General features: G+C 64.2%; 11 protein-coding genes. 3 read left to right on the forward strand and 8 right to left on the reverse strand.

Annotation, left to right across the window (positions count from 1 at the left end; genetic code table 11):
- Positions 1-54 precede the first annotated feature (54 nt).
- The 4 genes from DAEP_RS23565 to DAEP_RS0110030 form a co-directional block, all read right to left on the reverse strand.
- A complete protein-coding gene (locus DAEP_RS23565; RefSeq protein WP_084204420.1) occupies positions 55-1497 on the reverse strand; it encodes an aldehyde dehydrogenase family protein in 1443 nt (480 codons plus the stop codon).
- The gene (locus tag DAEP_RS0110020; RefSeq protein ID WP_027244554.1) at positions 1404-3023 is read right to left on the reverse strand and encodes a tripartite tricarboxylate transporter permease; all 1620 of its coding nucleotides are present in this window, start codon (positions 3021-3023) and stop codon (positions 1404-1406) included. Before DAEP_RS0110020 ends, DAEP_RS23565 begins: the two co-directional genes overlap by 94 nt.
- Before the next feature lie 9 nt (positions 3024-3032).
- Positions 3033-3563: a tripartite tricarboxylate transporter TctB family protein gene (locus DAEP_RS0110025; protein ID WP_027244555.1), complete on the reverse strand. Its 531-nt coding sequence runs from the start codon at positions 3561-3563 to the stop codon at positions 3033-3035.
- Between the two features lie 71 nt (positions 3564-3634).
- Positions 3635-4582, reverse strand: a complete 948-nt coding sequence (locus DAEP_RS0110030) for a tripartite tricarboxylate transporter substrate binding protein (protein ID WP_027244556.1) — start codon at positions 4580-4582, stop codon at positions 3635-3637.
- Positions 4583-4743: 161 nt separating this feature from the next.
- Here DAEP_RS0110030 and DAEP_RS0110035 point away from each other — a divergent pair, with 161 nt between their 5' ends.
- A complete protein-coding gene (locus DAEP_RS0110035) occupies positions 4744-5523 on the forward strand; it encodes an IclR family transcriptional regulator (RefSeq protein WP_008557184.1) in 780 nt (259 codons plus the stop codon).
- 44 nt (positions 5524-5567) lie between these two features.
- Positions 5568-6923 (forward strand): aspartate aminotransferase family protein, encoded by a 1356-nt coding sequence (locus DAEP_RS0110040; protein ID WP_027244557.1) that lies wholly within the window; start codon positions 5568-5570, stop codon positions 6921-6923.
- A gap of 143 nt (positions 6924-7066) precedes the next feature.
- Here the strand turns inward: DAEP_RS0110040 and DAEP_RS0110045 are convergent, their stop codons facing one another.
- Both DAEP_RS0110045 and DAEP_RS0110050 read right to left on the reverse strand, forming a co-directional pair.
- Entirely contained in the window at positions 7067-8356 is a 1290-nt protein-coding gene (locus tag DAEP_RS0110045; protein WP_027244558.1) for a type I glutamate--ammonia ligase, read from the reverse strand.
- 110 nt (positions 8357-8466) lie between these two features.
- A complete protein-coding gene (locus DAEP_RS0110050; RefSeq protein WP_027244559.1) occupies positions 8467-9726 on the reverse strand; it encodes a cytochrome P450 in 1260 nt (419 codons plus the stop codon).
- Between the two features lie 81 nt (positions 9727-9807).
- On the opposite strand from DAEP_RS0110050, the gene DAEP_RS0110055 reads away from it, so the two are divergent.
- The gene (locus DAEP_RS0110055) at positions 9808-10515 is read left to right on the forward strand and encodes a type 1 glutamine amidotransferase (protein ID WP_027244560.1); all 708 of its coding nucleotides are present in this window, start codon (positions 9808-9810) and stop codon (positions 10513-10515) included.
- Positions 10516-10582: 67 nt separating this feature from the next.
- Here DAEP_RS0110055 and DAEP_RS0110060 read toward each other — a convergent pair whose 3' ends face one another.
- Together DAEP_RS0110060 and DAEP_RS0110065 are read right to left on the reverse strand one after the other, a co-directional pair.
- A complete protein-coding gene (locus tag DAEP_RS0110060) occupies positions 10583-11233 on the reverse strand; it encodes a GntR family transcriptional regulator (RefSeq protein WP_027244561.1) in 651 nt (216 codons plus the stop codon).
- Between the two features lie 130 nt (positions 11234-11363).
- The gene (locus tag DAEP_RS0110065) at positions 11364-12989 is read right to left on the reverse strand and encodes a sulfatase-like hydrolase/transferase (protein WP_027244562.1); all 1626 of its coding nucleotides are present in this window, start codon (positions 12987-12989) and stop codon (positions 11364-11366) included.
- Positions 12990-13060: the final 71 nt, after the last annotated feature.

Genomic DNA, 13060 nt, shown 5'->3' on the forward strand with positions numbered 1-13060 from the left:
TTTCCCCAAATACTCCCGCCGGAGGCTGCAGGTTTTGCCCCTGCAAAACCTGCATCACAGCTGGATCCAGGCCGTTTTCAGATCAGTGTACTTGTCCAGCGCATGCAGCGACTTGTCATGTCCGTTGCCGGATTGTCCAACGCCGCCCAAAGGCACCGTGTTGTCCGAGCCGCCATAGGTGTTCACATGCACCACCCCGGCGCGGACGCCCGCCACCATCCGGTGCGCACGGCTGAGGTTTTCGGTCCAGACCGCAGCCGCCAGCCCGAACTCGGTGCCATTGGCCAGGCTCAGCGCCTCCTCCTCGGTTTCGAATTTCGTGACCGCCAGCACCGGCCCGAACACCTCGCGCTGAAACAGAGCGTGATCGCGCGCGACACGGGTGACGATGGCCGGCGACATATAGGTGCCGCCAGTCTCCTCCAGTATGCGCGCCCCGCCGGTCACCACCTGCCCGCCCTCGGCCCGCGCCATATCCATAAAGGACAAGTTGCGGCGCAGCTGTTCCTCGGAGTTCACCGCGCCGATCTGCGTGTTCAGGTCCAGCGGATCGCCGACCCGCAGCGCTTCCGCCTCGGCCTTCAGCCGCTCCACAAATTCGTCGTGGATTGAGGCCTCGACCAGCAAACGGGACCCCGCGATGCAGACCTGCCCGGAGTTGCGGAAAATGCCCGCTGCGGAGGTTTTCGCGGCCTTCGCCATGTCCGGTGCATCCGCAAAGACAATGTTGGGCGACTTGCCGCCCAGCTCCAGATAGCAGCGCTTAAGGTTCGAGCGCGCCGAAGCCTCCAAAAGCTTCCGGCCGGTCGCGCCGGAGCCGGTGAAGGCCAGCACATCCACGCCGTTTGAGGCCGCCAGCGCCGCGCCGGTTTCCGCGCCGGAGCCGGTCACCAGGTTCAGCACCCCGTCCGGCAGGCCGCATTCGGAACAGATCTCCGCCAGCCGCAGCAGCGTCAGGGAGGCGGTTTCCGCAGGCTTCAGCACCACCGAGTTGCCCATCGCCAGTGCGGGCGCCAGCTTCCAGGCGCCGATCATCAGCGGGAAGTTCCAGGGCACGATGGCGCCCACCACGCCCACCGGCATCCGGTGCACCAGCCCCAGCACATCCGGTGCGGTCGGCGCGACTTCTCCCGCCACCTTGTCCAGAGCCTCTGCATAATAGCGGAAGGTGCCCGCCGCCGATCCCGGCTCGGCCTTCAGCGCCATATTGAACTCTGTGCCGTTGTCGCGCACGCCCAGCACAGCCAGCTCCACCGCCTCGGCTGCGATCCGGTCCGCGATCCTATGCAGCACCTGCTTCCGTGCGGCGGGGCTCTGTCCCGCCCAGCGGCGGTCCTCGAAAGCCCGCCGCGCCGATGCGACAGCGTTTTCGACATCGGCTGCAGAGGCGCCCGCCAGCGTGGTCAGAACAGATCCGTCAACCGGCGAAGCAACTTCGAGTGTCTGGCCCGAACCTTCTTGCCATGATCCTTCAAGAAAGAGTTTCTGCGGCGCCACATCAAGCTGCCGAAGCTTGTCGATGCGCGATTGGTCTGCCATTCGGCCTCCTTCAGTTCCTTCCGGTCCTTCAGCACCCGCAGGATGTGGACCGCCAGAACGATGATGATGATGCAAAACAGGATGAACGCCACGGGGCGATCAATGAAATCGAGGGGCTCCTTCACCCGCGCCATGCCCGCGCGCAGCTTCACCTCCATAATGCCGCCCAGGACCATGCCCAGGATGATAGGCACCGAAGGCAGCGAGAGCCGCTTGAGGATGTACCCGAGGATGCCAAAGCCCGCCGCCATTACGCAGTCGGTGGCGGAATTGCGCAGGGAATAGACCCCGACAAAGCTGAGCGTCAGGATGCAGACGCCCAGGAACCGGTTGGGGATGCGGACAACCTGAATGAGCGAGCGGGTGGCAAACAGCAGGAACAGCAGCACCAGCACGTTCAGGATCAGCAGCGCGAGGTACAGCGCCACCACAAAATCCATCTGGTTCTGAAACAGCCCCGGCCCCGGCACCACGTTGTGAACGTAGAACACCGACAGCATCATCGCCGTCAGCGCCTCGCCCGGGATGCCCAGCGCCAGGAGCGGCACCATGGCAGCCGCCGGGACCGCGTTGTTGGCGGTCTCCGCCGCGATCAGCCCCTCGGAGGAGCCATTGCCGAAATCCTGCGGCCGTTTCGAGGTCTTTTGCGCATAGGTGTAGGACATGAACTGCGCGGTGAACTCGCCCACCCCCGGAATCATTCCCATCAGGACGCCGAAGGACGCGGATACTCCCGCCACCCGCGGATGACGTGCCAGTTCGCGCAAGCCCTGCAACATGCCGCCGCGCAGGCGGGTCATGCGGACCTTCTCATCTTCGTCCGTCAGCAGCACAAAGGCCTGCGAGATCGCAAACAGCCCCAGCACCACCACGATCAGATTGATGCCGCCCCCCAGGAAATCCTGCCCGAAGGTGTAGCGCTGGGTGTATTTCACCGGCTCCAGCCCGATGGTCTGCAGGAAGATCCCGAAACAGGCCAGCGTGCCCGCAATCAGCGCCTGGCCGCGGTGGGCGACCACCACAAGGATGAGGCCCAGAAGCGCCGCCAAGAAGATCTCGCGCGAGCCGAACATCGGCGCGATCCTGGCCAGCACCGGGGCAAACAGGATCAGGCAGATGACCGAGAAGATGCCGCCAAAGAAGCTGGCGGAATAAGCCAGGCTCAGCGCCCGGCGCGGCTCGCCCCGCGCGGTCATCGGGTAGCCGTCATAGGTGGTCAGCGCATTGACCGCAGTGCCGGGCGTATTGATCAGGATCGCCGGGATTGCACCTCCGTACATGGAGGAGCCGTAAATCCCCAGCAGCACAGTCAGCCCGACAATCGGGTCCATCGAGAAGGTTGCGGGCAGCAGGATCGCAATGGCCACTGCCGGGCCGACGCCGGGAATGGCCCCGATCAGCACCCCGCCCACCGAACCCGCCAAGAGCGCCAGCGCCACGTCCCAGCGCATCAGGATATCTATTGCAGAGAGGATCAGGTCCATGACGGGCACTCAGAGATAGAGAATGAAGAAGCTGCGCAGAGAATCCGGCAGATACTCATAGATGAGCGCACCGGGGATCTTGACTGACAGCAAGGCCTTGAACAGCACCACCACTGCCACGGCAAAACCGGCACTGGTCCACAGCATGAAAGGGCTGCGGTAGCCCATCCGCCAGCTAAGAAGCGGCACGAACGCCAGCGTCACGGGCAGATAGCCGATGACGGGCACCAGCAGGACATAGCCCATGAACCAGCCGGCGAATTCCAGCACCTGCCCCCAGCGCTTGACCTCCCACAGGTCATAACGGCTGACCCGGCGCCAGGGCAGTTTATAGAGGTGCAGCCCGCCCAGCAGCACCATGCCGCCAATGGCGACAGCCGGCCAGAACCGGGGCTGGGCAAACAGCTTGGTGTTCTGGACCCAGGCGGTCTGTTCCGTGATCAGCACCAGCAGCAGCAGCGCCGCCCCTACCATGACGAGGGCAAAGACCAGCTGGCCGCGCCGCGGCCCGGCAAAACGGCGTTCACGTTCCGAAGGCATCTGAGAAGCTCTTTGTCCGCGCGTTCAAAAGGCACCGGGGCCGTGCTTGGCCCCGATGCAGTGGGGGAGGATTACTCGGACAGCAGGCCGCTGATACGCGCCATGGTGTCGATATCGCTGGCAACCCGCGCCGCGCTGTCTTCGGCGCCCTGCCAATATACCAGCGCGCCGGTTTCCTTGGCCACGTTCTGGGCGCGCTCGCTCACCACCGTCTTCTCGGCCACAGCAACGATCTTGTCGCGCACGTCCTGCGGCGTGTCCTTGGCCACAAACAGGCCGTTCCACAGGGCAATGTTCAGGCTTTCGTCCAGTTCGCCGATGGTGGGCGCGTCAGGCGCCAGCGGAATACGCTCGTCGGTAATGGCGGCCAGGACCTTGACCTGATCCAGACAGGGCAGCACCAGCTGCAGCGTGGTGTTGATCACATCCGCATCGCCCGAGGCCAGCGTGTTGCAGTCCAGCGCGTCAAAGGCCGCATCCGAGCCCCATTCGAACCCGGCGTTCTTGGCATAGGCCTTGGTCACCTGGGTCGGGGTCAGCACGTCTCCGAAATGGCCCAGCGCCACGTCGTTTTCCTTGGCATAGGCGGCCAGCTCTTCCATCGTGCTGTAGGGCGCATCTGCGGAGGTGGCGATCACGAAGGGATAGGTCAGGAAAATCCCCAGCGGATCGAACTTGGCCGGTGTCAGCGGCGGAATGTCGATCTGATGCCCCATCACCGGCACGCCGATCACGAAGGACCCGATGGTGTAGCCGTCTGCCGGCGCGTTGGCGACCTCGATGGCGCCGGGGAACGGCCCGCCGCCGCCGCCGGGCTTGTTCACCACCGCCGCCGCGACGCCGTATTCGTTCTGAAAATCCTCGGCAATCATCCGCGTCAGTACATCCTCCAGGTCACCCGGCGGCCACGGCACGATGAAATTCACCGGCTTCTCCGGATACTCGGCCTGCGCCGCAACTGCGCTGAGCCCCAGCGCCGCCGCTGCAGCCGCCCCTTGCATGAGGGTTTTGAGTTTCATGGCTTTCCTCCCAGTTCTGCCACATGGTTCATTATTCGAACCGTTGGTTTGAATTTAGATTGACAGCCCGCCCTGTTATCTGTCAACAAAATTGCATCGCGGGTGCGTCTTTTTGCGCGGATACCACCCGGCTGGACCAGACAGGGAGCACCGGCAAGAGCATGGGAACTGTAACCAAAGCCTTGTCATTACTGACGTTTTTCAACCACGGGCGGACTGAAATCGGCCTCAGCGACCTCACGCGCCTGTCCGGCATGAACAAGGCCACGGTCTACCGGCTGATGAGCGAACTGCAGGAATCAGGCTTTGTCGAACAGGCCGGAAGCGACCGGTCTTACCGTCTCGGCCCGCAGGTTCTGCGCCTTGCCGCACTGCGCGAGGCTGCTGTTCCGATCCTGTCCGTCTCGCGCCGGGTGCTGCGGGATCTGAGCGACGAGACCGGCGAGACGACCCACCTGTCGCTGCTGCAGGGCAGCCAGCTCAACTCCCTGTCGCACGCCTACTCGCCGCGCAATGCCACCAAGGTGATGATGGAGGACGCCGAAGTGCTGACCTTCCACGGCACCAGTTCCGGCATGGCGGTGCTGGCCTATGCGGACCCGGACTTTGCCGAGGATGTCTTGTCCCAGCCGCTCGCGGCCCGCACCCCCGAAACCATCACAGATCCCCAGGAAATCCGCGCCCAGCTGGGTGAAATCCGCAGCACAGGCATTGCCCAGTCGATCGGCGGCTTTGAGGCGGATGTGCATTCCCACGCGGTCCCGGTCTTTGGCCCCGACCGCAAGGTGATCGGCGCGCTGGCCGTTGCCGCGCCGGTGTCCCGTATGAGCGCGGAGCAGAAACAGCTGATCCCGGCGGCCTTGCGCCGTGCGGGTGCCACCCTCACCCATCGCATCGGCGGCTCTGCCCCCGCGGACTATCCGCGGGACGAGACCGCCTGACCCTTGTTACCGGCCTCATACGGGCCGCATCCAGGAGCTGCCCCATGAAAGACTCCAACTTTCTGAAAGAACACAACGCCAAATCCCTCTGGCACCCGATGGCGCATCCCGGCGACAGCCTGGCCAACCCGCCTGCCATCATCACTTCTGCCCAGGGCGTGAAAATCACCGACATCGACGGGCATGAGGTGGTCGACGCGGTCGGCGGCCTGTGGAACGTGAACCTCGGGTTCTCCTGCCAGCCGGTCAAGGATGCCATCGCTGCGCAGCTGGACGTGCTGCCCTACTACTCCACCTTCCGCGGCACCACCAACGACCAGGTGATCCAGCTGGCCGAGGAGCTGCGCAAATTCTTCGCGCCTGACGGTCTCACCCGCGCCTTCTTCACCTCCGGCGGCTCGGACTCTGTGGAAACCGCCCTGCGGCTCGCCCGCCAGTACCACAAGATCCGCGGCGAGGAGGGCCGCACCAAGTTCCTGAGCCTCAAGAAGGGCTACCACGGCACCCACATGGGCGGCGCGTCCGTAAATGGCAACGCCAATTTCCGCACCCAGTACGAGCCGCTCCTGCCCGGCTGCCACCACATCCCGGCGCCCTACACCTACCGCAACCCGTTCAACGAAACCGATCCGGAAAGACTGGCCCAGCTCTGCCTCCAGGCGCTGGAGGACGAGATCGCTTTCCAGGGCGCGGGCACAATTGCGGCCTTCATCATGGAGCCGGTCCTGGGCGCAGGCGGCGTGATCCCGCCGCACAAAAGCTTCATGCCCGGCGTGCGCGAGATCTGCTCGAAACACGGCATCCTGCTGATCGCGGACGAGGTGATCACCGCCTTCGGACGCACCGGATCCTGGAGCGGCTCGCGCCACTGGGGCGTGCAGCCGGACATGATGGCGACCGCCAAGGCCATCACCAACGGCTACTTCCCCTTTGGCGCGGTAATGATCGCGGACCACATGACTGAAGTCTTCGAGAAGGACACCACCGGCAAGGCCGCGATCGGCCACGGCTACACCTATTCCGGCCACCCGGTCGGCGCGGCTGCTGCCCTGGCCTGCCTTGCCGAGACCCTGCGCCTGAACGTGCCGGAAAACGCCGCCGCCCGCGGTGCCCAGATCCATCAGGGCCTGCTGGCGCTGCAGCAGAAGTACGATCTGATCGGCGACGTCCGCGGTGGCCACGGCCTGATGTGCGCGCTGGAACTGGTTGCTGACCGCGCCACCAAGGCCGCGGTGGACAAGAAGACCATCGGCAGGCTGCAGGAAGCGGCTTATGAGGCGGGCGCAATGGTGCGGGTCTCCGGCCCCAACATCATCCTGTCGCCGCCGCTGATCCTGAGCGAAGCGGAGGCGGACACGATCCTCTCTGCCCTCGACGCAGGCTTTGCTGCGGTGAGCTGACGCCTGTGCCAGGCGCACCCGCGCCCGGGCCGACAGGACCGGGCGCCACCAGATGCCATGGCGGTGCACTGCGCTTTCAGCGGCAGCCTTACAGCCCGGCAGATTGAGTGTGAGCCGAGTGTGCCGGTACCGGCTGCGGCCGGTCAGATGAAATGCACGTAGAAATCGCGCATCGCGTCGCCTTCCAGATCGCGGGTCTTGCGCACTTCCTTGCGTTTCATGAAGACGTGGCTGGCGACCAGCTCTGCCCCGACGGCCTCCGCCAGCGCGGTGTCCCGCTCCAGGTCGTCCATCGCCCCTTTCAGGTCCACCGCCGTGCCCTCGCGCGCATCGGTGCGGTCAAAGCCGTCACCGGTTTCCATCGGCGGCAGCTGGTAGCTGTTCTGAACCCCCAGCCGCGCCGCCTGCAGAACAGCCGCCACCGCCGTGTAGGGATTGGCCGAGGCATCCGCCGTCCGGTGCTCCAGCCGCGCCTTGGCGCCGCCTTCGGAACTGATCCGCGTGGTCACATTGCGGTGGTCGCCGCCCCAGTTGCGCCAGTAGCCTGACAGCGTTCCCGGCTGCAGCCGCATATAACTGTTGGCGGTGGGCGCAATCAGCCCCGCAAGCCCCTTGTGATGATGCAATAGCCCCGCCAGGCAGCCGCGCGCCAGATCGTTCATATACTCCGGCCCGCCCCGCGGCCCTGCGGACAGCGCATTGCCGCCCGCCTCGTCGAGGAAGGAGAAATTGAGGTGCATCCCGGACCCTCCGGCCTCTGCCACCGGTTTCGGCATGAAGGTGAGGACGATGCCGTACTCCAGCGCCACCTCCCGCGCCATCAGGCGGAACAGCACGATGTCATCCACCGCCTTCACCGCATCATCAAAGGTCAGCGTGTACTCGAACTGGGGGCTGTCGAACTCGGCAGTGATCATGTCGAGCGAGAAGCCCATGTCATCCGCCATCGCCCAGATCCGGTCGTTGAACCGCAACGGGTCGGCAAAGGGACCGGTGCCGTAAACCACGCCGCCGGGCGCATCATAGGGCATCAGCCGCCCGCGGTCGTCCGCCTGCAAGGCATAGGCCTCCAGCTCGATCCCGACCTTCGGCGTCAACCCAAGCTTCTGCCAATCCGCAACCGCCCGCTTCAGCGCCCGGCGCGGGCACAGCGCCAGCGGCTCCCCCTCATCGTCATAGAGATCGCCCAGAACCACCTTGGTGGAGGCATGCCAGCTGTCGCGGATGTCGTCATGCAGCCATCGCAGTTCCATGTCCGGCAGGCCTTGCTTCACCATCGCACCCGGCGCATCCAGCAGATCCTTGTCGTAATGGGTGCCAAAAACCGACCGGCAGAACCGTGTCGAGTCATCCCCGATCTTGGAATTTGGCAGGTATTTCCCCCGCATGATGCTGAGGTGGTCGCAGAACATCGCGCGCAAGCGGGTCTTCATGGCTCAAGGTCCTTCCCTGCTGGACAGTCTTCGGCAGCGTCTTCCCGTACTGTTTTGCTTAACATATTTAGCGGTTTTCTCAGAGTCTTTCCTGCCGGCAGGCCTGACAGCTACGCGGCCTCCACCCTGACCGGCAGCGCCTTGATGCCGCCCACGAAGTTCGAGCGCAGGAACTTATGCGGACCTGCCGCCTCGATATGGCGGAGGCGTTTGGCCAGTTCCTGGAACAGCACCGTGACCTCCAGCCGTGCTAGCCACATGCCAAGGCACACATGCGGGCCGAACTGCCCGAACGACAGGTGCCGGTTCGGGCTGCGGTGCAGATTCACGTGAAATGGATCGTCGAACTGCGTCTCGTCCCGGTTGGCAGAAACAAACCAGTACAGCACCTTGTCGCCCGCTCGGATGGTCTTGCCGTGCATTTCATGATCCCGCGTCGCGGTCCGGCGGAAGTAGAGCGCAGGCGTCGCCCAGCGGATGATCTCATCCGCCGCCGTTTCCCACACTGCCCCGCCCGCCTGCATCTGCGCCAGCAGGTCCGGCTGATGGCACATCGCCTGAATGCCCGCAGCGATCGAATAGCGCGTGGTGTCATTGCCCGCCGCCACCAGAAGGCAAAAGAAATTGCGGAACTCGGTCTCGGTGATGACCGAGCCGTCCTTGGCCGGCTCCAGGATCAGGTTCAGCACGCCCGAGGTATCGCCCTTGCGCGCCTTCTCCTCCATTAGCTCCTTGGCATAGACATAGAGCTCCGCCCCGGCAGGCGAGTTGAAGGGCATCATCCGGAACTCATCCGTCTGCATCTTGTCGAGCACATGGGAGGTGAAGTCCGGATCGGTATTGGCTATCAGCGCGTCGCCCTTCTCCACCAGCCAGGGCAGATCAGCCTCCGGCAGGCCCACAACCCGGCCCAGCATCCGCATCGGCAGCTGGCGGGCGATCTCCTTGGTGGCATCGAATTCCCCCTTGGCCAGCGCCTGATCCAGAATATCCGCGCACAGGTCCCGGATGTCCTGCTCATATTGCGCCATAGTGGTCTTCGAGAACGCCTTCAGCAGTTTCATCCGCACCTTGGAATGCTCCGGCGGATCGGTTTCCTGAAAGGTGCGCCGCGCCAGGTATTCCTCATAGGACTGATCCTCCATCCGGATCCCGCGCGCGGAGGAAAACACCTCGGTGTTCTTGTTCATCACCGTGATGTCCGCATAGCGGGTCACCGACCAGAAGTTCTTGCCGCCTTCGTATTCGGTCCAGTGCAACGGGTCCTCCCGCCGCAGTCGGGCAAAAGTGTTATGAGGCGCGCCGTTTGCAAAGGCGTCATGGCTGCTCAGATCCGCATGGCCGTCATCCGTCGGGGTCCAAACTGTCATGGCGGGCTTTCCTGTCCTGCTGGCTCAATGTATATTATTGCTGACTATAAATATGTAAAACGAAATCTTGCGAGCTGCCTCATGCACTTGGCCATCCTGATGACCAACACCGACGAAAGCGACTTCGCCCAGAGGCACCCCAAGGATGGCGAGAAATTCACCAGCCTGATCCAGATGGCGCGGCCGGACTGGCGCGCCACGGTGTTTGCGGTGAAGGACGGGGAGTTCCCACGGGATCTGTTTGACTTCGATGGCGCGATGATCACCGGCAGCCCGGCCTCCGTCCGATCCGGCGCCCCTTGGATCTCACAACTGCTGGAGCTGATCCGCGGCGCCCATGCCCGGCACTTTCCGCTGTTCGGCGCCTGTTTCGGCCATCAGGCCATCGCGCTGGCGCTCGGCGGGAGCCTTGACCGCAACCCCGGCGGCTGGGTCCACGGGCTGACCCGCAACCAACTGCTCTACCGTCCGGACTGGGCTGCGGGACTGCCGGACGAAGTCAAACTCTACGGCTCCCACAGCGAATGCGTCAGCGCGCTGCCGGAGAGCGCAGCAGCGCTCAGCGAAAGCAACGGCATGAACACGGGCTTCACCCAGGGCCGCCACATCTTCACCACCCAGCACCACCCGGAGATGTCCCATGATTTCATCCTCGCGCTAAGCCATGAGATGCGGGACGAACTCGGCCCGGCTGTCCATGCCCGCGCCCTGAACAGCCTGGCAGAGCCTTCCGATCAGCACGCCTTTGCGGAAAGCCTCGCGTGCTTCTTCGAGCAGTCAGCCTGCTGAGATTTCATCTTTCTGAAAAATACTCGCGCCGCAGGCACGGGGCCGCAAGGCGCCGTTCAGCGCGCTTTCAGCCCAGCGCCGCCAGCAGATCCATCACCGTGACCTGATCGAACTGCACATGCGCAATCATTGCCGCCTCAGCGCCCTCCCGGTCATGGGCAAGGATCAGCGCGGCAATTTCCCGGTGCTCCCTCGCCGACTGTGCAATCACCCCGGGATAGCGGTAGCGCGCCCGGTAATAGGCCATCAGCTTGCGCGCATTGGTCTTGATCATCTCGACCAGAAACGGATTGCCGGACCCTTCCGCCACACAGGCGTGGAACCGCAGGTTCAGCTGATAATACCCGGCCGGATCGCCATCGCCCTTCTCCGCCGCGTGTGTCTCGCAGGCGGCCACCGCCGCCTCCAGATCCCTGGCCTGCGCCGAAGACAGCCGCCGCGCCGCCAGCGCCGCCGCCTGCCCCTCCAGCCGGGCATGCACCTCCAGAATGGCCAGAAACTCCTCCAGCGTCGGCTTGAACAGCACCGCCCCCTTGCGCGGAAGCCGCCTGATCAGCCCGATCGCTTCCAGCTGGATAAAGGCCTCCCGCACCGGCGTGCGCGACACCCCGTGACGCTCCACCAGCTCGCTCTCCTCCAGCGGCGCGCCGGGCACCAGCCGGCCGGTCTCGATATCTCTCAGGATTGCGTTCAGAACCTGTTCCGTCTGCCCTGCCATTGTGCCGCCTTTTGTGCGTTTCCGGCCAATTTAGGCGCCCCTCCGCCGCTTGGCAACGCAGGCTGGGGGCGCTGCCCCCGCCCTGCGGGCTCCCCCGGAGTATTTGTGAAAAGGTGAAAATGCCAGGCGGTTATCGCGGCACCGGTCCGCGGTACTTCGCCGTCAGCTCGGGCGCGGCCTCATCGGCCTCATAAACCCCCAGCAGGATCCCCTTGCGCCCGGAAGTGCCGCGGCGCGCGGTGATCTGCGCATCGGACAGGGTGATCCGCTGCGACATCCTCAGCCCCCATTCGAGCAGACGGCTGTACATCAGGTCGATGATCCCCTGATGTCCGCCGCCCTTGGCCAGGTCCGCCAGTTCATCCGGGTCGTTTTCCATGTCAAACAGCATCGGCCTGAGCCCGCCCTCGGCGTGCATGAACTTCCAGCGCTTGTCCGTCACCATGAACAGCCGTGCGTCCTTGGGCTCAAGCCCCAGCTTTTCGCAGAGCGGCATGGTGGAATAGTCGAACTCGGCAATCGCATAGTCCCGCCACTTGGGGGTTTCGCCGCGCAGCAACGGCATCAACGAGCGCCCTTCCAGGATATGCGGCGCCGGTTCGCCGCCCGCCGCCTCCAGGAAGGTGGGCAGCAGATCAATGGCCTCCACCAGCTCATCGCAGGTGGTGCCGCGGGTGGCATCGGCCTCAGCGCGCGGGTCATAAATGATCAGCGGCACCTTGATCGACGGCTCGTGGAACAGGTTCTTCTCACCCAGCCAATGGTCGCCCAGGTAATCCCCGTGGTCCGAGGTCACCACGATCATCGTGTCCTGCATCCGGCCGGTTTTCTCCAGCCAGGCAAACAGGCGGCCCATCTGATCATCGGCCTGTTTGATCAGACCCATATAGGCGGGGATCACCTTCTCGCGCACCTCATCGCGGCTGAAGGTCTTGCCGATCATGTTGTTCATCATGCCGCCAAAGACGGGATGCGCATCCTCGCGTTCCGCGTCCGAACGGACCGCCGGCAAAACATGCTCCGGCCCGTACATATCGTGATAGGGTGCCGGCACGATATAGGGCCAATGCGGCTTGATATAGCTCAGATGCGCGCACCAGGGGCCTTCGGCCTGCGCGATGAACTCCATCGCCTGCGTGGTCAGCCAAGGGGTTTCGCTGTCTTCCTCGGCGATGTTGGCGGGCTTGTCCGCATTGACCATGAACCAGCCCGAGGCAATGTCTTGCCCCTCCACCCCGGCATTGGCGAAGTCGCTCCAGGGGTTTTCACCCGGATAGCCCTTGCCCTTCAGGTATTCGTTATAGGGGCTGCGCTTGCTGTCATAGAACCCGTCCGGCCCTTCCGCCCACAGCCCGTCATCGCGCACCCAGGGGTCAAAGCCGCATTCCGACTGGCGCACGCCGATCACGCTGTCCGGCGCCAGCCCCAGCCGCTGCATCCCCTCCGCATCCGCCACCATATGCGTCTTGCCGATCAGGTGGCAGCCCATGCCCGCCTTGCGCAGATGGTCTCCCATCGTCCACTCGCCCACCCGCAGGGGGTAGCTGTTGAACTGCACCCCGTGGCTGGAGGGGTAGCGCCCGGTATAGCTCGACATCCGGGACGAGCCGCAGGTGGGCGACTGCACATAGGCGCGGGTGAAGCGCACGCCCTTGGCGGCCAGCCCGTCGATATGCGGCGTCTGCAAATGCGGATGGCCCGCGCAGCTCAGGTAATCGAACCGCAGCTGGTCGAACATGATGTAGAGGATGTTCATCGGCGCCTCCCGCACAGTGCTGCCACATTGATAAACAGGTGAAGCAACCTTGACGAGGGTGTTTCCTTGAC

Source organism: Leisingera daeponensis DSM 23529 (genome assembly GCF_000473145.1).
GTDB classification, from domain to species: Bacteria; Pseudomonadota; Alphaproteobacteria; order Rhodobacterales; family Rhodobacteraceae; genus Leisingera; species Leisingera daeponensis.